The sequence below is a fragment of the Larsenimonas suaedae genome, assembly GCF_023712105.1.
GTDB lineage: Bacteria > Pseudomonadota > Gammaproteobacteria > Pseudomonadales > Halomonadaceae > Larsenimonas > Larsenimonas suaedae.
The window spans coordinates 55,050-74,886 of sequence record NZ_JAMLJI010000006.1 but is presented as its reverse complement, the minus strand read 5'-3'; the positions used below and the strand labels follow the sequence as shown (position 1 = coordinate 74,886).

The 19,837-nt window shown below is 57.8% G+C and carries 16 protein-coding genes; 5 read left to right on the top strand and 11 right to left on the bottom strand.

The window, feature by feature from the left end:
* The first annotated feature begins 32 nt into the window (after window positions 1-32).
* The 3 genes from NAT49_RS14940 to NAT49_RS14930 all read left to right on the top strand — a co-directional run bounded on the left by NAT49_RS14940 (window position 33) and on the right by NAT49_RS14930 (window position 8,870).
* Window positions 33-6,905, top strand: a complete 6,873-nt coding sequence (locus tag NAT49_RS14940) for a hypothetical protein (protein ID WP_251595649.1) — start codon at window positions 33-35, stop codon at window positions 6,903-6,905.
* A 141-nt stretch (window positions 6,906-7,046) separates the two neighbouring features.
* Window positions 7,047-7,415 (top strand): hypothetical protein, encoded by a 369-nt coding sequence (locus NAT49_RS14935; protein WP_251595647.1) that lies wholly within the window; start codon window positions 7,047-7,049, stop codon window positions 7,413-7,415.
* A 3-nt stretch (window positions 7,416-7,418) separates the two neighbouring features.
* Window positions 7,419-8,870, top strand: a complete 1,452-nt coding sequence (locus NAT49_RS14930; protein ID WP_251595645.1) for an SNIPE associated domain-containing protein — start codon at window positions 7,419-7,421, stop codon at window positions 8,868-8,870.
* Window positions 8,871-8,898: 28 nt separating this feature from the next.
* On the opposite strand, the gene NAT49_RS14925 is transcribed toward NAT49_RS14930, so the two are convergent.
* From NAT49_RS14925 to NAT49_RS14875, 11 genes are all read right to left on the bottom strand, one after another.
* Window positions 8,899-9,099 carry a hypothetical protein gene (locus tag NAT49_RS14925; RefSeq protein ID WP_251595643.1) on the bottom strand — a complete coding sequence of 67 codons (201 nt, stop codon included), beginning with the start codon at window positions 9,097-9,099 and terminating at the stop codon, window positions 8,899-8,901.
* Window positions 9,099-9,548 (bottom strand): hypothetical protein, encoded by a 450-nt coding sequence (locus tag NAT49_RS14920; RefSeq protein WP_251595642.1) that lies wholly within the window; start codon window positions 9,546-9,548, stop codon window positions 9,099-9,101. Before NAT49_RS14920 ends, NAT49_RS14925 begins: the two co-directional genes overlap by 1 nt.
* A gap of 57 nt (window positions 9,549-9,605) precedes the next feature.
* Window positions 9,606-10,193, bottom strand: coding sequence for a hypothetical protein (locus tag NAT49_RS14915; RefSeq protein WP_251595640.1), 588 nt, complete (start codon window positions 10,191-10,193; stop codon window positions 9,606-9,608).
* Entirely contained in the window at window positions 10,190-10,729 is a 540-nt protein-coding gene (locus NAT49_RS14910) for a hypothetical protein (RefSeq protein WP_251595638.1), read from the bottom strand. Before NAT49_RS14910 ends, NAT49_RS14915 begins: the two co-directional genes overlap by 4 nt.
* Before the next feature lie 89 nt (window positions 10,730-10,818).
* Window positions 10,819-11,571, bottom strand: coding sequence for a hypothetical protein (locus tag NAT49_RS14905; protein WP_251595636.1), 753 nt, complete (start codon window positions 11,569-11,571; stop codon window positions 10,819-10,821).
* 68 nt (window positions 11,572-11,639) lie between these two features.
* Entirely contained in the window at window positions 11,640-12,374 is a 735-nt protein-coding gene (locus tag NAT49_RS14900) for an AAA family ATPase (RefSeq protein WP_251595634.1), read from the bottom strand.
* Window positions 12,375-12,446: 72 nt separating this feature from the next.
* The gene (locus tag NAT49_RS14895; RefSeq protein ID WP_251595633.1) at window positions 12,447-14,600 is read right to left on the bottom strand and encodes a DUF3987 domain-containing protein; all 2,154 of its coding nucleotides are present in this window, start codon (window positions 14,598-14,600) and stop codon (window positions 12,447-12,449) included.
* A 10-nt stretch (window positions 14,601-14,610) separates the two neighbouring features.
* The gene (locus NAT49_RS14890; protein WP_251595631.1) at window positions 14,611-15,585 is read right to left on the bottom strand and encodes a hypothetical protein; all 975 of its coding nucleotides are present in this window, start codon (window positions 15,583-15,585) and stop codon (window positions 14,611-14,613) included.
* 53 nt (window positions 15,586-15,638) lie between these two features.
* Complete coding sequence (locus tag NAT49_RS14885) at window positions 15,639-16,112, bottom strand: hypothetical protein (RefSeq protein ID WP_251595629.1); 474 nt, start codon at window positions 16,110-16,112, stop codon at window positions 15,639-15,641.
* A gap of 96 nt (window positions 16,113-16,208) precedes the next feature.
* Window positions 16,209-16,637: a hypothetical protein gene (locus NAT49_RS14880; RefSeq protein WP_251595627.1), complete on the bottom strand. Its 429-nt coding sequence runs from the start codon at window positions 16,635-16,637 to the stop codon at window positions 16,209-16,211.
* A 306-nt stretch (window positions 16,638-16,943) separates the two neighbouring features.
* The gene (locus NAT49_RS14875) at window positions 16,944-17,744 is read right to left on the bottom strand and encodes an FAD-dependent thymidylate synthase (RefSeq protein ID WP_251595625.1); all 801 of its coding nucleotides are present in this window, start codon (window positions 17,742-17,744) and stop codon (window positions 16,944-16,946) included.
* A gap of 84 nt (window positions 17,745-17,828) precedes the next feature.
* Here NAT49_RS14875 and NAT49_RS14870 point away from each other — a divergent pair, with 84 nt between their 5' ends.
* Together NAT49_RS14870 and NAT49_RS14865 are read left to right on the top strand one after the other, a co-directional pair.
* Window positions 17,829-19,640, top strand: a complete 1,812-nt coding sequence (locus NAT49_RS14870) for a phage tail tip fiber protein (RefSeq protein WP_251595623.1) — start codon at window positions 17,829-17,831, stop codon at window positions 19,638-19,640.
* Entirely contained in the window at window positions 19,641-19,835 is a 195-nt protein-coding gene (locus tag NAT49_RS14865; protein WP_251595621.1) for a hypothetical protein, read from the top strand.
* Window positions 19,836-19,837: the final 2 nt, after the last annotated feature.

The window sequence follows — 19,837 nt, the reverse complement described above, 5'->3', positions numbered from 1 at the left end:
TCAATCCCCAATCCAGCAAAGTGCAGCGGCACATGCTCTGGATGGACGGCTGGAACACGCAGGTGCCGATGGACAAGAACGATCCGCTCAATCGTCAGTTCATGCTGGCAGTGGCCGATGGCCTGGGCGTGAGTACCGACAAGCAGCAAAACGAGAAGTCACTGGCCGACCTTGATGAGACGCTTGCCACCCCTGCAATCCAGTCAGGACTGGATGCCCTGACCAAGGTATTCACGGGCGAAGCGTTCGACAGCCAGGATCAGAAGGCCGTGGCAACTGCCGTGGATGCGGCCGGCGAGAACATGCACTCGCTCGACGCATTGACCAGTCTGGCTCAGTACCGACTCGCCGAGAGCCGTGGTGCCGGCACCTTCACATCACACCTGATGCGCGAGACCGACGGTGTCACCAACGGCCCGATGCTTTCACTGCTGCAGCTCGGCGCCGCAGAGTCTGCCGATGCGCTGCTGGAGACGCTGAACAAGGGCGGGTTCTTTCAAGTCGGTTCCGACTTCAAACAGTACGGACACTGGCGTTCCCAGAAGGCGCACCAGGATCTCTACGAAAGCACCACTGCCGCCTTCATGGCCAAGGTCGAGGACGCACAATCCGGCGGGGATCCCCGGCCGTACCGGGCAATCATGCACTTCACCGGCGAGCTGAGTAACAACGCAGGCATCACCAAGGCTGGCCGCAACATCATCAAGAAACCGCTGACCGCCATGATGTTTGGCTCGAGCATTCCCAACGCCATCGACGGCATGGCCGATGAGTTCGTGGACAAGATCTACCAGTCCTTCGAGAAAGCGGCCAACACCTCGAATCAGGAAGATGGTCAGAAGCAGGCACACGTTGCGCTGCGTGCCATCAACCGCCTATTGGTCAATGCCGGTCGAAATGACCTGATGCTCAATGATCGGCTGACAACCGAACAGATGCTTGCGACAACGCTTACACCCCACCAGGTGAAGGCCCTCAAGGATCAGTTCACCCAGGTCATCGGTAAACAGGTCGAGGACGCCATGAACGAGAAATTCACCCAGTTCATGGAAGACCGCAGCGTGCTCAACAAAGCGGCACAGACCGCCTTTGACCTCTATGAGATGGTGTATCAGCGCCGCCGTGCCCAAAAGATCGATGCCTTGAAGGCCGATGGCAGCCTGGCCACCAACGCCAAAGGCACGGCGCTGCATGAGCTGACACCGGCACAGGAGAAGGAGCTGCGGGATAGTCTGAAGGCGCTGGAGCCTGTGGTGCATACGCCGTTCTCGAAACAGGATGACAACCTGGCAGCAGGCATTTTGCTGGCTAAGACCCACCGCGCCCTCTCCGATAACCCGGCGCTGATGCAAAACGTGGTGTTCTCACGTCAGATCGGCCGCACGGAAAACGGCAGTGCACCCACCAAGTCGCTCTCCCCGCGTGGGTATGAAATGGCGCGTGAAAACCCGGGCGTGGCGGGCCTGATCATGGACATCCACTCGACTGACAGTGCCATCTCGGCGGCCTCCTATTCGAAGCTGCCGGCACTGAACGTGCACGACGCCAACGGATTCGGCCTCACGGATGTGTCACGCGGATCACGTAACCTGAACCAGGCCACCTTCGAGACACTGATGAACTTCTCGGTGCCCTCGGAAATGACCGAGGCGCTGGTGCGCACGGTCAGCGAACTGCACGCCATGAAGGACGAGATCGCCTCCGACGACGTCCTTCGTGACGCCTACCGCGGACTCGAAAAAAAGCTGCGTGACGGTCTGGACGAGAAGACCCTTTCGCGGCTGTCGCGCAAGGGCAAGGACGCGGTCTGGTACACACTGAATGCTGCCGCTGGCACAGCTGTACGCAGTGACCGTACAAAGCTCGATGTTCTTTCAAAGCTGGCTTACGTCGACCAGTACGCAATGGAAGGCGGCAACTATGCCGTTTCCGAGCAGGATCGGGATACAATCAAGAAAAAGCTGGAAGACGTGGATAACCGCGCCTACAGCGATGCACTCAAGATGGCCGCCGAGTTGGGTGCCCTGATGCTACGTCAGGGCGCCGCGACAGACCGGAAGGCCGAGTCACCCAAAAATGAAGAGCAAGACAACAATGAATCAGCCTCGCGGGGACATTCCCTATCCGATACCGCCAAGGTTACGGCCGTCCTGCAATCGCTCACCCAGGAGAAGCATAGCGCTCTGGTTCAGGCGCGAGATGCAGGATCGCCGATTACCAACAAGCAAAAACAGCAGATCCGTAATCTACGGCAGTTAAGCAAAGAGATTGCACGGACGGGGAACCTGGATTCTGCACTTGAGGCAGTGTTTCCGGGAAATAAGAACCAGGCTCGACGAAACGCCTGGAAAAAACGGTTAGCCAACTACATGAGCGACACCTACGCAGGTACATCCGGGGTAGCCCAACTGCCTTCGGATATGTACCTAGACACCCTGGATCTTGCCGCCGAGCAGGAAACGCTGAACGAGGATCTTGCAGAAGACCTCGAGTTCATTCACGAGAAAGTGGTTCGCGGCAAACTCACATCCCGCGACGCCGCCAAGAAATTCGGCACGGCTGCGGTGACCAGCGAGCTGAACAAATACGCCGGATCGAGCCATGTCACCCCCTGGGGCGAGATCGGCTACCCGGCCATCGACAGTGACCCGGATCTTATCGAGTTCTTTGAGGCGACACCGGAGACCACCGTCAGCGACGTAATCGATCACCTGACCAAACGGGCACATACCGAGAACAACGCGTTTCAGGTCGAACTGCTGGGCGTGCTCAAGCGTGCCGTGGATCCGGCCATGGCGGTGCACTACATCACGGCCACCAACTACCCACCGCGCGAGCGTGTGGCAGAACCCCTGTCCAAGGCACGTGGCTGGTATGAGTCCTCGGTGAAGGGCGAAGCGCTCTACATCAAGAGCCCGGACTACCTCACCTCGGGCGTGACGCAGGAACTGCTGATTCACGAGCTCACCCACGCGGCACTGGCGCAGCTGGTCGAGGAAGAACTGGATACCCGGTCACTGCGGGACACGCCCTCCTCGATCGCGCCGTTGGTCGATGACCTCGAGACGCTTCGCAAGAAGGCCGAAGCCACGATCAAACAGAGCCCGGAGCTCGAGCGCAAATACGCCCACAGCGTGGTCAACGTTCACGAGCTGATGGCCTGGGGTATGTCGAACCAGGGCTTCCAGCAGGACGTGCTGAGCAAGGTCGGCATGCAGTCGCGCACTCGCAAGAACGAGTGGGTCACAGGCGTTAAGGCCATGATCCAGCGTCTGGTCGGCATCCTGTTCCAGGGCACCTCCCTGTCGCGTCAGAAGGTGGCCACCACCGGTCTGTCGGTGCTGGTATCCAACACCTCGGGCCTGCTCAATGCAGCAGCCCACCGCAAGATCAGCCGCATGAAACGCGCAGCACACCCCATGCAGGATGCCGAAGCGCAGCAGGCCACCGAAGGCCACTACCCGATCCTCGCCATCCTGGGACAAAGCAGCGACGGCCGGCTCGGGTTCATGGATCACCTCGATGACGTCTACACCGAGATTGCCAAGGTGTATGGCCCCTTCGGAATGGAACGGGCACGCCTTGCGTCAAACCCGGCCATCCGCGCAGAAGACGTGTTCATGCAGTCGCTGCAACGCGGGGAAGCGCCCTTCGCCTCTGAAAGCCTGGCTGCGGGTCTGCCGCTTCAGGATCACGAAGCCATGGTGGCGGAGCTGTCCGAGGCAGTCATTCGGGAATCCCTGACCAGCTCGCCGGCGGCATATCAGAAGCTGCGGGAACTGTTCAATGAAGCCCGCCAGCGCCTGTCTGCCCGAGACTTCCACGAGGGCGACTGGGACAGCGCCACGCAGGACGAGCAGGACGAAGCCCAGCGCCGGTACGACTTCGTGTTTGGTCGTCAGCAGAACGCCGACAAGACCTCGGATTACCTGAGCCGGTTTGCCTCGCTGGGTCTGTCGTGGGGCCACCTCAATGACGCGCTCAAGTTCACCTCGCCGTCCACGCAGGCCGAGCCGGTCACACTGGCCGACAAGCTTCTGGCGACGTTCCGCAAGATCATGGATCACCTGTTCGGGCGCATGCTCGACCTGGACGAAGGCCGACGCAACGACAAGCGGATGGAGCACCTTGTCCGCCAGCTGGTCAACACCGAAGCCAAGAAACGCCGGCGTTTGAGTGAAGAGCTCACCCACAAGAAGCGGCCGCTGCAAATGGCGCTGGAGACCTCGACCAAGGTGCTCTCGGAGCAGACGCGGGATGCGCTCTACAACGCCGGCAATTCCGTGTTCTTCAAGCAGGGCAAGAACGGGTTCCTGCGCTTCACCGGATCACTCACCAGCCTCATTGCCTCCGACCGCGTGGCTTTTTTGATGGATGGCGTGAACCGACTGCGTGACCAGACCGTCGACAAGCGCCACGGTCTGCTGGCGGGCATGGTCAATGAAGTGCGCGGCGCCAACGAGACGAACCAGTTTGCCCACACACTCTTGCGCGAAGCCAACAGCAACGAACAGCAGCGCATGCAGATCATCATGGACGCCTCCAAGCTGGTTCGGGAGAGCTTTGCCAACGAAGGCAAAGACCTGACCCGCGAGGACAAGGCGGCCCTGTCCCAGACCGTACTGCGCGCCGATATGGCGGCCCTGCTCGATCACTACAGCATGAACGAGCTGACCCACATGATGGGCAACCCCGAGGCGCTCGACGAGGCCATCGACGAGTTCTCTCACGGGCTGCGCTCGCACGGCGAGCTGCGTCATTACTACCTGCGCTCGGCCAAGGATCTGGCGTTCTACATGGCTACCGGCAAGAACCGCAGCCCCAACCTGATGATGAACGCCCACAACATCGCGCACTTGGTCGGCACTCAGAAGTTTGGTTCAGTCTCCGAAAGCCAGGCGCAGGACGCCATTAAGCTGCTGGATCCGCTGGTGTCACTTCTGGCGATCAAGTACAGCCCCTCGGCCCACAAGGCACGGGCACTGAACGTCATGCGTTCGGAACTTGCGCGCGGTCGGGAGGGTGGCGTCGAGATGCTGGTTCGCCTGCACAAGCAGATGCAGCAGGAAGCCTTTGAGCGCAACTTCGGCAGCGAGCCGGTGCACTTCGCCAAGGGCTATACCCGCGAGATTTACAATCCCTACAAGGACATCGTGGCGGCAACGCCGGCGGAAGGCCGCAACCTCGAGCGCATGGGCTGGTCTCGCAGCGAACAGGCCCTGCCCAAGGACAAGGCCGATCCAGAACAGGAAGAGCGCTTCCTGTACACGGTGCGCGATGGGGGACTGCGTTCTCACGTCACCGGAATCTTCAGCTACACCGGTCAGCGCGCCCGGGGCTCCCTGCTTCATGGGGGCGTCTCGTCCGTGGACAGCGACGCGCCGAACTACTGGAACGTGGCCGCCAACCGCAAGATCGAGCAGGGCAAGCGAGGCGAGATCGACCGGCTGTTCAAGCTCGACAGCAGCTACGATCCGACGCGAGCCCGCGACACGCACATGGCGCCGGTCATCAACCGGGCCGGTGAGGTAGTGAACTACCGTTACCTGATGAGCCACAACACCAAGGATACGCTGCTCGAGCGCAACAACGACTTCGACGAGATCATGGGCTCCATGGCCGGCAGCGTCTTTGACAAGGCCGCCTCCAAGGATCTGAACGCCAAGGCGGTTCAGGCCATGTTCGATCAGTACAACGCCGAATACGCCTCGCGCCCTGAGTCCTACATGGCGCTGGGCCCGAACAGCACCGACTCGGATCTGCGGGAAACCTGGCGGCTCATGCCGGATGAAACCAAGAAGGCCGTGAAGGAGATCTGGGGCAGCAACCAGATGATGGTGCGCAAGGATCTGATGGACATTACCTTCGGCTACCGCAAGTACAGCCTGGCCACGATGTTCGAGAAGAAGGCCGAGCACCGCAACGCCATGGAGAAGATCTTCACCGGGTTTTTGGAAGCGATTCTTGGCAAGAAAGCCGCGCTTCGTGTGCGCCGTGCCGAGGACGTCTGGCAGGAGATCGTGAAAGAGACCAAGGACATTCTGGTCGTGAAGTCCGGGATCACCCTGCTTGGCAACATCAGCTCGAACCTGTGGCAGCTCTACGCCATGGGCGTGCCGTTCAAGGATATGGTGCGCAACCACCGTGAGGCCATCGAGGGCGTGCTGGCGTATCGCCGGGATCGCGCCGAGCTCGACAAGCTCAAGCGGATGCGTGCGGCCGAGTACGTCGATGACGGTACGGAGTCGATCGATCAGCGGATCGTGGAGCTCGAGGACAGCATCGCGCGCAACCCCGTGAAGGAGCTGATCGATGCCGGCATGCTCCAGACGATCGTGGAAGACATCGACATGCACCAGGATGAGTTCTCGTATATGTCACTGCTCTCGCGCAAGACGGAGCGCTGGACGTCGCGTCTGCCCGACTCGGTATCGAAGGCCGGCCGTGCGCTGTACATGGCTCACGACACGCCGCTGTACAAGCTGTTGAGCCAGACAACCCAGCTGTCGGACTTCGTGGCCCGTTACGTGCTTCACGAGTACCAGACGACGCGTCAGGACAACCCAATGTCGAAAACGGAGTCCCTGGACATGGCCACCGAAGCGTTCGTGAATTACGACGTGCCAACGCCGCGGACGCTTCAGTACCTGAACGACATGGGGGTGGTCTGGTTCACCAAGTACTACCTGCGCATTCAGAAAGTGATCGCGCGGATGTTCAGGGAGCAACCGGCGCGCTCGATGTCTTTGCTGTTACTGGAGCGGTTCTTCCCGGACATGCCCACGCTGATGGACTCGGACGCGCTGAGCCGTCTGGGCAACAACCCGCTGTCGGAGGGCGCGCTCAAGTACCCGGATTCACTCGGGGAGCTGGCGACCCTGGCCACGATCGGCAAGGTGATTTAATCGATCTAGGCTGCCCTACTCAAAATTTAATCCATGAATCAAAGGCCCTTTCTCGAGGGTCTTTGGCTTTTGGCAACCTTTAGTTAATCGTTATAACAAAACCACTTAATTTAGATTGCTATCTGGGTAGGACACCTTTAAATGGCCAGAAGATCTAGTGGCTTTAATACAGCCGTGCGCACATTTAAGGCGATTGATCGTGCGTGTAAGCAAGCTGAGCGAGATGCTCAGCGCAGAAAGAATGCTAAAGAAAGAGCGCAAACGAAAGCATCTCGTGAACTCGATAGGCAGCTCAAGGCCGAAGAAAAAGCCTTTGAAAGAGAACGAAAAGAGCTTGAGCGACAGCTCAAAGCCGATGAGAAAGCCTTTGCAGATGCACAGAAAGAACAGAGTCGTATGGAAATCCAGGCTATCAAAGACGAGCAAAAAATTGCCAAAGAGTGCTTTGAGCAACGCATGGAAGAGCGAGTAACACTTCGAGAAGACATCATCCGCGAGTATATGGACTGACCCATGCCTATCGAAATTATTGGTGGAATTGCATTTGTATACGTCGCCTCCCTAGGTGCGGTTTATTGGGTCACAAAGCGTGCATATGACAGGAAGATCGGAGGATATGAAACTCTCACTGAGGGGGTTAAAGCGCTAGAGGGCAAGAAGGCTTCTATTGAAGAAAACCTAGAATCTATCGAAGCAGATCTAAACGGTAAGCAGGAAGACTTACAGAATGTCTCCAGCGACCTAGATACCTTGCGGATGGAAACCAAAGACCTGCAGGAACTTCGTGAGAATGCCCATACTATTTCAGAAGAATTAGAAAAAGATCAAAACCTTCTTGAAAGAACAAGCACCCTTCTGACATCTAAGAAGGCGGCCCTTGATGAACTTATGTCCAAAGTCGACCTATATAGCAGGGTCGATGAGCTTGTAGAACACGGGCATTTCGAGATGCCAGATTACTTATATGATACGAGCGAAAGATTCGCAGCTGAGATTCGCCTAATTAGAGATCGCCAGAAGGCGATGATCAAAGATGGTAACGCCACATATGTGCAGGGCGACCTAACTATCACCGGCGTTCCCCAGGTCGATAAGAGGATTATAAGCGGGCAGGCAAAACTGCTTATTCGCGCCTTTAACATTGAATGCGACATGCTTATCGGAAAGGTAAGTCCATCAAAATTTGATAGAACCATTGCTCAAATAGAAAAGCTGGCCGCTTCTCTTGAGAAGTCTATGGCCTCTCTTCGATGTGGAATAAGTCTCAGTTATTTGGCTCTCAAGTACGAAGAGTGCGGTCTTCAGTATCAGTACGCGCTTAAGAAAAAAGAAGAGCAGGAAGAACAGAAAATGCTTCGAGAGCAGATGCGAGAAGAAGCCAAAGCTGAGAAGGAATACAAGGCTGCTTTGGAAGCTGCTGAAAAAGAAGAAAAAATGTATCGCGATATTTTGGAAAGAGCCAGAAAAGATCTTGAAGAATCAAGTTTGGAAGAAAGAGCTCTTGCAGAAGCAAAAATCGCAGAGCTTGAACAACGTCTTGCAGAAGCAGAATCAAAGGAAGAAAGAGCGCGAAGCCTTGCCGAGCAAACTCGCAAAGGCCATGTATACGTTATCAGCAACGTAGGCTCCTTTGGGGAAAACGTATACAAGATCGGAATGACACGCCGCCTTGATCCGATGGATAGGGTCAAGGAACTGGGTGATGCCAGCGTTCCCTTCTCGTTTGATGTGCATGCCATTATCTACGCTGACGATGCTCCAGCTTTGGAGGCTGCTCTACATAGGCGCTTCAAAGATAGGCGCGTCAATGCAGTGAACTATAGAAAAGAGTTCTTCCGAGTTAGCATCAATAAGATTCAAGAAGCGGTATCTGACCTAACCAACCAGCAAGCTGATTTCCGTACAACGATAGCCGCCGAAGAGTATTTCGAATCTCGGCGACTCCTCGAGGAAGTCGCCGCTTAACAAAAGGCCCTCAATGAGGGCCTTTTTCTTACCTGCGCCGGCGCTTCCGGCCCACCTGGGTCAGGGATTCATAGACCCCGTGAGCGACCAAGATGAGGGCAAGCGTAATGACGCCCACGATGATCAGGGCATACATGAGCAGTGCCCCGATCAATCCGATGTAGTACCCGCACACCAGGATGGCCACGGCTGCGATGAGCGCAAGTACCGCGCCGATTGCGCGAGCCATCAGGCGCCGCCGAAGAGACTTTTCTTGGTGGCAACGGCTGCCTGAGTATCATCAGGCGCAGTGCTTGCCAGCGTATCCGGTTCAAACGGCACGTTGTCACTGTTACCAGCGGTGATGTCTGGTTCAGTTGACGCAGGTTCTTCCGGCGCTTCTTCCACGGTCTCTTCGGCAGCCTCTTCCACCGGTGCCGCTTCGACTTTCTGTGCCGGTGCCGGTGCTTCAGTCACGGGCTCTTCCACCTTGGCCGTGTTGGCCACCAGCGTCGGCTTGGCTGGCTTCGGCTGCTGCGCACGCTTCTTGCAAATGTCGATCGAGGCAGTGGTGCCCTGTGCGCCACGTCCTGCGGTGAACGACACGTCCACGTCACAGTCGGCGAGGCTGATGCCCTGGCTCTCAACAAAGAGACGGACGGCCTGTTCGAGTTCTTCCTGGTTCAGTTGGATTTGCATGAGTGTCTTTTCCTTAAATAGTTAAATAATGCAGTAATGCAATAATGAAATAACGCGTTAATCCGCGTTGGAAACCATGTTGCGAAACATCGGGATGCTCCGCTGAAACTCAACGCCCTGGGCACCGGCGTAGATCGCACCGATGGCGTCGGCCTGGTGTTCGGCCTTGGCCTCGGACAGCAGCACCTGACCCGATTTGGTGTAGGTCGGCCAGTGCGCCTCGGGGTGCTTGGTGGTGGCCCACTCGATCATTTGCTTCTTGGACGCCGTCTTGGTGCCGGCCGTGGCCAGCTTCACCTCGGTCGGCGTGACCTGATAGAACCCCAGGCTCTTGCGAATCGCCCCCAGCACGCCCACACAGATGCCGTAGGACGACATGGCTCGGGCAGACTGGCTTCCCACCGGCACTTCGACGAAGACCGCCTGTGCCTGCAGGACAGCGCCGAGGGCCTGCTCGTACATCTGATAGGCCGACTCGAGATCCTTGGAGTTCTGGCGCACCTGTTTGCCGGTAGGCACCACCGGGTTGATCACATCGAGACACGTCACCTCGAGCGTCAGCGAATCCAGATCCAGATACCCGGCAGCCAGGCCCCAGTTGCGCAGGCTGGGATCCATGCCCACCACACGAATGCGGGTCGTCATGATGTGCCCTTCTCTAATTGATCCAGCTGACTCCTGAGGGCATCGACTTCGTGATGCAGAAAATCCGGGGCGATCGGCGCGTTGAATCCCGCCAGGCGCTCCATGGCCGTGAGCCGAGCGCGGGTACAGCATTCGCCCGGGGCCTTGTCGGTGAGTTTGGCGATCTGCTTGCGCAGGGTCTCGTTCTCATCCGCAAGCGCCTCAGCGCGCTTGAAGGCGTCAGTGTGTAGCCGGTTCGCCTGCTCCACCTCTTTCTCAAGGCGCGCTACGGTACGGCGATGGCGCATGGTGGCAACGGACGGCGGCACCGATGGATTCGCCTCAGAGATGGCGCCCTGGTAATTCACCACCTCACCCTCTTCGCTGATCCAGACCACCAGCACACAGTCATCGCCCATGCCCCAGCGCAGTGCCAGAGGTACGCCGGGTTTCACGTCCCCATCGGTAAAGGTTGTGTGTTCCGGGTGCTCGGCAAAGTGCTTGGCCGCCTTCTGGACAAAGGCGATCTCGCGCTGACTATCACCCGTTGAAGTCATTCTCATAGGCGTCCTTAGTGACGTATTGCAGTAATGAAATACTGAAATAAAAAAGCCCCGCGAACGGGGCTCTCAGGCGACGGGTCGGCTTAGCCGAAGAGGCTCTTGCGCTGACCGCCTCCCTGCTGCGCGGCCTGCTGGGCACCGGCGGCTACGCCACCAGGCATGCCAGAGGCGCCGGCACTGTTGGAAGCTCCCTTGGCCCGGTTGCGGGTCTCACCCGCCCACTTGTCGGCCCAGAGCCGGAAGAACTCGGCGTCGGTGGCCTGCGCGTAGATCTCGGCAACCGTCATGTTGTCGGCGGCGCGGAACGCCTTGTCGATCACATTGAGCTCGCGCGTCTCGCCAGTCGGCAAATAGCCCTGACCTTCGACGAACTGGTTCTTGTCCTCGATCTGCTTGATGAGACCCAACTTGATCTTCTGGCCCAGCAGGGGCGTCAGCATGTCGACCTGAGTGGGGACTTCGCCACCCGCGTCACGCGAGTAGAGCTTGACCACCTTCTGCTCGGTGTCGATCTGGTTCAGTTCCTTACCCACCGTGAGCAGGCAGATGCTGGTCATGAGCTGGAAGCCCGGCAGCGGGAACTGTTTGCCATCCTTCTCGTAATAGGTCTTGTTGCCCTTGGCATCGCCTGAAGTGACGTAGATGGTTTCGCGATGTTCACGATTGCCAAGCTGCGCGTGCAGGGTGACACCCAGGGCACCGCCCTTGGATTTCTGGATGAACGCCATGGTGATGTCGGCGTCATAGAGGCCGGAATCAACCGGGCCGCTTGAGCCAAGTGAATCGGATTCCGGGGCGAACTGGTCGGAGGAGGCGAGGGCTGAAAGCTGTGACATGGTAGTAATCCTTAATTGGTTTGAAGTAATGAAATAATGCAATAAACCAATATTGCAGTATTGGGAAATCAGTTGTCGTAGTACTCATGCAGGCGGTCGAGCACCAGCTGCATGTTGTTGTCGATGAAGGTCTCGTTGTGGTCGAACAGGCCTAGTGGGCCGCGCACGCGTTCCCCGACCGTCTCCTTGGTGAGCTTGGTCTGGAAGACGTACTTGAAGCCTAGAGCGCGCTCTTCATCGGTGATGTTGAGCAGATCCGACTCATAGCCCTCGAGGGCCTTGAGGGTCATCTTCTTGGCGGCGATGACCTGGGAGAAGTAGGACTCGATGCCGTTGTTTTTCAGGGCACCCTTCACCGGCACCTTGGTCTCCATGATCATGTCGCTTTCATTGAGCTGGTCGAGCGTATGCGCGGTAAAGATCACGTTCTTGGATGAGCGAGCCACATAGATCTGCATGAGATCCTTGAAGTACTTGGCGAACTCGCCCCAAGCCTTGCGTCCGTCTGCCGCCGGCTGCACGTACAGAGACTCGTACATATCCAGCAGATACGTCTGGGAGTCGATGACCAGGGTATGCACATTGTCGTCGGCCTGAGCGGCGTCGAACCCTTCATAGACCTGGTAAGGGTCGGTGATGGTGAATTGGCGGAACTTGGATCGGAACGGGAGTTTCTTGCCGCTCTCGCAGTTGAAGTACCACACCCCTTCCGGGTTGCGCAGGTTCATCAGGCTGGCTGACTTGCCGGCTGCGGATTTACCGCCCAGCAGGATCAGGTTGTCGTTGACGGTGGCTTGGGTCATTACGGTGCCTCGAGTAGCGATTAGTTGTCGAACCGGATATTCATTTCGAAGAAGCGCCCCGGAGGGCGCCTGTTACGGAGTGGAATTTCGCTTGGTAAGGGCCTTGGAGACCGTGACCATGATCGTGCCCATGATCTCGGCCTCGCTGAGCTTGTCAGCGATCTTGGCGTTCAGGCTGTTCACCTTCTGCCGGATGTCTTCAAAGTCGAATCCAGCGTCCACCAGGATGTAGGCGTAGCGCAGCAGCTGATTGTTGCGGTTGCCGTCCCCGATATTGTTGATCACCCAGCGCTCCAGGTTGTCGAGCGATTGCTGGGAGTCGAAGTGCGCCTTGCGCTCCTCGTTCTTGCTGGTTTTCGGAATGAAGGGCAGGACGTCCAAGAGCTCGCCGTCGGTGTACTCATAGTGCCCGTTGTGGGAGAGCCACTTGCGCGCGCGCTGGCCGGTGGCCGGGTCGGCCTCGAACGGGAGCCAGTCCAACAGGTTGCCCATGAACTCCTTGTAGTCCTTGGCATCCAGCTTCAGTTCGAAGTTGGTCGGGATCACGATGCGGAACCGGTTATCGGCGTCGGTATGCCGCTTGGTGGTGTAGTAGAGCGCCTTGTAGTCCTTCAACAGCAGCTTCGCCGTGGTGAGGTTGATGCTCCCGTCCACGTCGAACACCACCATGTTGAACCCGGGCTTCGCGTTCTCTTCCTTGCGGTAGCCATCGATCAGGTGATGGTTCACCCAGTGCAGTCCCGCGTGCTGAGTCAGCACATGCAACTGGTCAAACGGCGCCAGATCGTCCTGGTAGCCGGTCACGATGTCGTCGGAGTAGGACACCACCATCTGGCTCAGATCGGTTTCCTTGAGCGATTCACCGCGAAGGAACTCGATGCCATCCTGATAGGATTTCTTGAGCACGATGTTGTTCTTGTACCCCCAGGCGGTCGCCAGGTTCAGCATGTCGTTTCGCTGGTTCTGAGCCTTGGGATAGAACGGAAGATCCTCCACCAGATCCGCGTGTGTGACTTCCCGGTTGATGTCGGCAATGTAGCGCGCCAGCTTCACGTAGGGCTTGTCCCGGTTCAGCAGGGAACCAAGGGCTTCACCCGACGCCTCGGCCAGTTTGATCGCGTTGAAGTAGTGATCGCGTGTGATCGCCGGTGAGTCATCCACGAAGGCGTAGGCACCCGCCAGCTTGAGCACCTTGAAGAACCGGCTTTCCATTTCGGTCTTGCGCGTCTCTTCGTGTTCGCTGAACTCCTGCGCACGTTGCTCGCAGTCCAGCTTGTACTGGTACATCGCAAGCGCGGTGTCTTCGGGCATCAGCAGCGTCTTGTTGGCGTTGATGATGTCGGCCAGGTTTTCGAACCGATCCGAGAGCTCCTTGAGCGTGCTGTCGGTGCCGGTCTGCTGGGCCATCTGGAGCGCTTCCTGAGGCGTCAGCGTGGTGCGGTGGCTGTTGCTGCGGATGTAGCCGAACAGGCAGCGTCGGGCATAGCCTGCCTCGAGCATGGCCATGATCTCTTCTTCCTGCTTGCCCCCGTTGAGAAGGCGCGACGGCGTACCGAACAGCAGCATGTTGGTTGGCGTGAGGCCCTTGATCTCCTCATTACGCACGTTGTCGGTGGTGTTCTTCGTCAGCTTGGATTTCACCTTGCCGTCGTAGAGCTCCAGGAAGACATCGAGCATGTCGAGGTTCTTGAGCAAGTTCGAGCCAACCTCATCGATCTGAAGATTCATCGAGCCCGTGCCGGCCATCAGCAGCTTGTGCCGCATCTGTTTGACCGCGGCGTCAGTGCCCGAGTCGAAGCTGTACATCAGCTCCCCGGTCTGGGCGAACTCCTTCTCCACGCGCACCAGTTCTTCATCTGGATCGACGCCCTTTCGCTTGGCGCGATGCAGGGACAGCTTCGGCAGATTGTCCTCGGCAAGCGTCGGAAACGTCTCCTCGAGATAGCGGTGACGGAACTTGTCCAGCACCTCGTCCTCGAGCACGCTTGTGGCCCGGCCCTTACCGAACCCTGACGGGGCCAGATCCAGTGCAAACACGTTGACCGGGACCTTGTTGCCTTCAGGGGTCTGGATCATCGTGCGCATCTGTGCGGCGGCAGTGGCAAAGAAGTAGGCCACCATCACATGAAAGAACAGCGCATCGGTGGTTTGGATTCGACTGCAAAGAACCTTCACCAGACGTTCGCTGGCGGGGTGGTATTCCAAAGAGTCGTAGGGGATTGTCATGCGTCCTCCGTTAGAGTTTCAGATCGCCGGCGGCCATTAGCTCGTCCTTCTGAGTGCAGGCCATGAACCCAGGGCAATACCGACACGCAATGACTTCCCCCTTGTGTTCGACCACAGTGCCGACGTTTCCGTCTTGAGCCAGACGAATCATGGCGTCCTGCTTGTTGTCGAAGTTCTTGGTGCTGCGGGTCATCTTTTGCGGGTTGCGGTAGTACTTCCACTGAGGCGGCTTGCGCCAAAGATCCTCGTCGGTACAACGTGGGATCTCGTGCTCGGGGGCCTTGATGTAGGTATCCAGCATGTGGAGCTTGTTGCGGATATAGCTTTCGGTCTCGGCAAGCGGCATTAGGTCGAACTCTTTCGGCGCCGTGCGCGCCTGAGGATACTTCGGATCCTGCATGGCCCTGGGTTTCGACCAGTCGGTGAAGATGAATTGGATGGCCATGGTGTCGCTGGTGATGATGTCCTGATTGAGCCAGCGATAAATCGAGCCCTGCAGGATGTACTTCATGTCACTGCGGCCCTCGATCCAGGTCATGACCGAGGTGGACTTGAAGTCCTCGAGCCGACCTTCTGCCACGAAGTCGAACTTGCCGGAGACGGTGTAGCCGCCAATCTGCTTGCGTGAGCGACGTTCCAGGTACACCGGGATCATGCCCTCGGTCAGGGTGCCCGGCTCCGGGTTGATCACCACGCGGTCGATGACACGCTGGGGGTAGCCCAGCGCCTTCATGGCCTCGTGGTAGTTGCCCGTCCAGGCACCCTCGATGCCATCGTGGATCGCGGTGCCCATGCGGGAGTTCACCAGCGTCGAGATGTCCACCAGCCCGTCCTGGGGTGGCACCCGGCCAGCAAGAACGAGCTGACGAATCGGCTTGATCAATGAGGTGGCAGAGATCACGCCTTCTTCATGGTCGTACTTGTCCGAGGCCAGAAAGACCGCCAGCGACAGAGGCACGCCAGTTGTATTGAGGTATTTGCGCATGACGAATCCTGAAGCACTGCACTACGTATTTCAGTAGTGCAGTATTGCAATAGTTAAATAATGAAGTGAGTGGCGCGCTGGGCGCGGCGTTTATCCATGACAGCCATCCGAGCCCCGTAGTGCGCCACCTTTTCCGAGTTGCGGACTTCAGTGTCACCGGGCTTGCCGTCACCAAGACGGAGCTTGCACTTGCGCCAGAGTGCCTTGAAGGCTTCGCCTTCCTGGAAGGTCATCTCAAGGTTCTCGATGATGTCTTCACACTCGGCCTTGTAGGGCTCGAGGCGCTTGGGATCGTTGATGTTGACGAGCCAGTAGTCGTTATCGCCGCCGGATGAGGTGAACTCCGGGCCGGCTTCCATTTCGAGGGAAAGCCCGGAGGGCTTCTGAATCTTGGGAGTGCTTTCCAGTTGGATGTCGATGTCTGGATGGGGGAACTGCTCGAGATGGCCCTGACACTTTTCACAGAAGTCGCCAGGAAGGGTTGAACTGAACTTTGTTTCGCAGCCAATGGACTTACAGATTTTCATTGGGAATGTCACCTATAGGTAGAGACTCACGGCGAGTCTACGTATTGAACTAGCGCCTGTTGCGGGAAATTCAGGCGGACACTCCACGTCCTTGTGTTAGTGCCCGTCAGGCACTGATGGGTTTTCTATTGCCTGTTTTTCCAGGCATTTGATGATGAGCTTGCACGCTTTTACGTATCGCCGAGCTTGTCTGTCGCCCACGTCAAACATGGTCATGACCTCGCGCGTGTTGATCAGTGGCATGCACTGCAGGATCGTATACAGGCGGGTCATGCTTAAAGGCCGATAGTTGTCCTTACCGTTGGCGTGATTGAGGCGTGAGATGCCCCCAATCACATCAGAGACAGGGCAGGCCACGTCCGTGGGACGTCTCCCTTGCATCAGGTCGATGACCGTATTCTTGAGGTTGGTGGCCCCGGCTTGGCGCCAGGGATTCATGCGATCCAGATAACCAATCCGAGCGCATCGAACAGCACCAAGCCGTTCAGACAAGAAAGGCATCTGGCTGATGGGGTATGTGACCATTCTATAAAAACCTTTAAAAACAACAACATAAACGGACGTAATATATAAGGGGAGAAATCCCCCATCCCACCGTCGGTGGCTTTCTCCGCCCAAGGCTCCCGTCCGGGCAGCGCAAGGGACGAGCGCAGCGAGCGCCCGCCAGCGCGGCGCCCCGGAAAGGGAGCCTTGGGCATGAAGAACCAGAAGAAATATTCAATTCCAGCCGGCTTGCCACACTTCCGTGCTTGCTCAGTCTTCGCTGCACTCAGACGTTCGCGCACCCGTGTGGCGTCGCCTGGGGTAGGCGAGGGTAGGGAGGTCTCTGGTTCACTCCGTCAGGGCCTTCCATGAGGCCGGATACAGCACGCGCAGGATCTGATCGATCTCCTGAGCCAGGTCGGCGATCTCACCCTGAGCATGGCCTCGGTCGGAGCGCTTGTTGCAGAACTCGGCATAGGCGTACAGCGAGCCTGTCCAGACCCAGTTGACGTAGACGCCCTGAGGCAGCACGAAACGTGCCTGCTCAGGGGCGATACCTTCCTGAATCATTCGTTCGTATTCATGGATGGCGATGTCGCAGCCTGCGCGATACCGCCCTTGCCAATAGGCATTGTCGGGATGGATTCCCCCGGAGCCCTGCTTGATCGAGCCTTCGGGGCGAACACGGAACTCGGGAACGAACAGCTCAGGTGTCGAATCGATGTAGCGTCGGCTCTCCTCGTTTTCGACGAAGCCTTGCTTGCTCTTGAAGCACTGCGTGCGTATGGGGATCGGGGCTTTCATGCGCAGCTTCACCATTTGATGCGCAAAGGGCGTCCAATAGGTCGGCATACGCTTGACCCAGCGCAACAGCGTATCGATCTCACCGGGTGCAAGATCGCCGCCTTGAAGCGCCGTGACGGCCTGATCCCACTGTTCAAAGCGACAGCCCCGAGCCAGGAAACGGATCAACTTATAATCCCGGCCCGCAAGGACAGGGACAGGCACCTGATCGGTGTACCCTGGTTCGGTATGGGGGATTGTCTGGTTACGCCATTCAAGGGCATCGGACGACGAATCAAAGCTGATACGTGCGTCACGGACGACCTCGAGGTCGTTGCCCATGTGATTTCTGTAGAGGGCCTGCATCAAGTTTTTCCTCCAATGAGGCAGAGCAATGATTAAATATTGCGTTATTGCAGTATTTAACTATTCAAAGTAGGGGTGCAGCCTATGGCCTGTTCCAACATGGTTTGCGGCACCGGGGGTGGGTATTCAGGCCCTAAAGAAGGCGACCCGGATAACAGCGCCGTACTTACGGCAACGCCGGCCTTTGGCGGTGTCGACGTCGAGTGGACGTATCCTGAAATCAATCCACACGCAGTGGCGCATACCCGTCTATACCGAAGCACGTCCGGGACGGACGCTGATCCACTGCTCTACAAGATCGTCAGTGGTGGGTACTTCTTCGATCGGACAACGACGGCCACGGCCATCGAGTATTTCTACTGGATCGAGATTGTGTCGATTAACGGCACGGTGGGTGAGCGGATCGGGCCGGCCTCGGCGACCGCTCGGCCAACCATTCAGCAGATGCTCGAGATGCTGACCGGCCAGATCGACTCAGGCGTGCTTGCAGAGGCTCTGAAGGGCTCTATCGACCAGATCACCCTCAACCGGCTGGGGATCGACCAGGAGGCCATTGAGCGAGCCAAGAATGACGATGCCCTGGGGGTGTCTTTCAACGAGGTGCAGGCGCACTCCGATGAGACGCGCGCACTGCTTCAGGAAGAGACCAAGGCACGCACGACCTCCGACAGTGCGTTCGTCGAGTCGGTAAACACGGTCTACGCCGAGATGGAGACCCAGTCCCAGACACTCACGGCCGCCATTCAGGAAGAGAAGCAGGCCCGTACAGACGCCGATGGCGCCATGGCCAAGCAACTCGATACCGTGCAAGCCCGAATCGATGACGACATCGCCTCGGTGCAGACCCAGATGAAAGCGGACATCAAGAAGGTGGGCGACACCATTACCGACATCGGGGCGCTGTACACGGCCAAGGTCGACGTCAATGGAATGGTCGGTGGCTTCGGCGTCTACAACGATGGCAAGACGGTTGAGGCTGGTTTCGACGTGGATCGGTTCTGGGTCGGTCGATCCAGTCAGGACAAGGTGAAGCCTTTCATCATCGAGGGCGGGGAAACCTTCATCGACGATGCCGTGATCCGAAAGCTCACCTTCAACAAGCTGCGCGCGGATGACGGCTCACTGGCGTTCTCTGGTGGAAAGCTCAAGGCCGAGCACATCGACGTGGCCAACCTTCGGGTACGCGAGGCTGCGAGTTTCTCGGGCGACGTCTTCTCGGATGGTTTTATCTCTGGCTCGAGAGGGTGGTGCATCCTTCAAAGCGGGTATACCGAGTTCAACGATGCAACCATCCGAGGCAACCTCGAGATCAAGACGCTGACGGTGAATGGCAACTCACCCTACGGCGCTATCAAGGTCGACAAGTACCAGAACTGGGGTGACGTGACCGTCAACAGCAGCACGCAGTACTTCACGACGGGATGGGGTTATGACTCGGTCAGTGAGATGCCTGAAAACGGGCGCGTGTCACTGCGCGGCAATGCCCGAGCCAACGTAAACATTGTGGGAACAGTCGGCGGCACAAAAAGTACTTGGGGTGGGGCGCACAACGAATGGACGACCACCCGATACAGCGGCACGGTCACTATCCGCGTGCGTGCCAACATCCTCGTGCAAGTAGACGGCGTCACCGTTATCAACAAGACCGGCACCATTGACACCAAGACCGCCACGGGTCGCTACACGTACTCCATGAACTTCAGTGGCACCGTGACCGGGGATGGCGAGTACACCTACCCGGCTTACCGCAGCTCATCGAGTATTCGTGCTCGAACACGGATCTACATTGACGTTCTTGTACAGGACAAGGGCACAACGGGCCTGGGTTATGAGCCAAACACCATTGAGGCAGGCGGCACCAACATCGCAACAGGTGAAGTCTCACGACTGGGATAAATGACTATGGCAAACAGCGACAACGTAACTTCAATGCTTAACCTGGCTCAAAACGACGGCACGCTCGAGAACTGCGTGATCGTGGGTGAGGCCAAGGGCGATGAATCCAAACAGGTGAAGATCTTCACGCCGACGGCCGATCGCGCTGCCATCGTGGCGCTATTGAAGCGTGCCATCGCACGCCTGGAGACCTGACC

Excerpts from the sequence above, each read along its gene's own strand:
- NAT49_RS14940 (WP_251595649.1), top strand. The coding sequence starts at position 33 with ATGCTCTGGATGGACGGCTGGAACACGCAGGTGCCGATGGACAAGAAC.
- NAT49_RS14935 (WP_251595647.1), top strand. The coding sequence starts at position 7,047 with ATGGCCAGAAGATCTAGTGGCTTTAATACAGCCGTGCGCACATTTAAG.
- NAT49_RS14930 (WP_251595645.1), top strand. The coding sequence starts at position 7,419 with ATGCCTATCGAAATTATTGGTGGAATTGCATTTGTATACGTCGCCTCC.
- NAT49_RS14925 (WP_251595643.1), bottom strand. The coding sequence starts at position 9,099 with ATGGCTCGCGCAATCGGCGCGGTACTTGCGCTCATCGCAGCCGTGGCC.
- NAT49_RS14920 (WP_251595642.1), bottom strand. The coding sequence starts at position 9,548 with ATGCAAATCCAACTGAACCAGGAAGAACTCGAACAGGCCGTCCGTCTC.
- NAT49_RS14915 (WP_251595640.1), bottom strand. The coding sequence starts at position 10,193 with ATGACGACCCGCATTCGTGTGGTGGGCATGGATCCCAGCCTGCGCAAC.
- NAT49_RS14910 (WP_251595638.1), bottom strand. The coding sequence starts at position 10,729 with ATGACTTCAACGGGTGATAGTCAGCGCGAGATCGCCTTTGTCCAGAAG.
- NAT49_RS14905 (WP_251595636.1), bottom strand. The coding sequence starts at position 11,571 with ATGTCACAGCTTTCAGCCCTCGCCTCCTCCGACCAGTTCGCCCCGGAA.
- NAT49_RS14900 (WP_251595634.1), bottom strand. The coding sequence starts at position 12,374 with ATGACCCAAGCCACCGTCAACGACAACCTGATCCTGCTGGGCGGTAAA.
- NAT49_RS14895 (WP_251595633.1), bottom strand. The coding sequence starts at position 14,600 with ATGACAATCCCCTACGACTCTTTGGAATACCACCCCGCCAGCGAACGT.
- NAT49_RS14890 (WP_251595631.1), bottom strand. The coding sequence starts at position 15,585 with ATGCGCAAATACCTCAATACAACTGGCGTGCCTCTGTCGCTGGCGGTC.
- NAT49_RS14885 (WP_251595629.1), bottom strand. The coding sequence starts at position 16,112 with ATGAAAATCTGTAAGTCCATTGGCTGCGAAACAAAGTTCAGTTCAACC.
- NAT49_RS14880 (WP_251595627.1), bottom strand. The coding sequence starts at position 16,637 with ATGGTCACATACCCCATCAGCCAGATGCCTTTCTTGTCTGAACGGCTT.
- NAT49_RS14875 (WP_251595625.1), bottom strand. The coding sequence starts at position 17,744 with ATGCAGGCCCTCTACAGAAATCACATGGGCAACGACCTCGAGGTCGTC.
- NAT49_RS14870 (WP_251595623.1), top strand. The coding sequence starts at position 17,829 with ATGGCCTGTTCCAACATGGTTTGCGGCACCGGGGGTGGGTATTCAGGC.
- NAT49_RS14865 (WP_251595621.1), top strand. The coding sequence starts at position 19,641 with ATGACTATGGCAAACAGCGACAACGTAACTTCAATGCTTAACCTGGCT.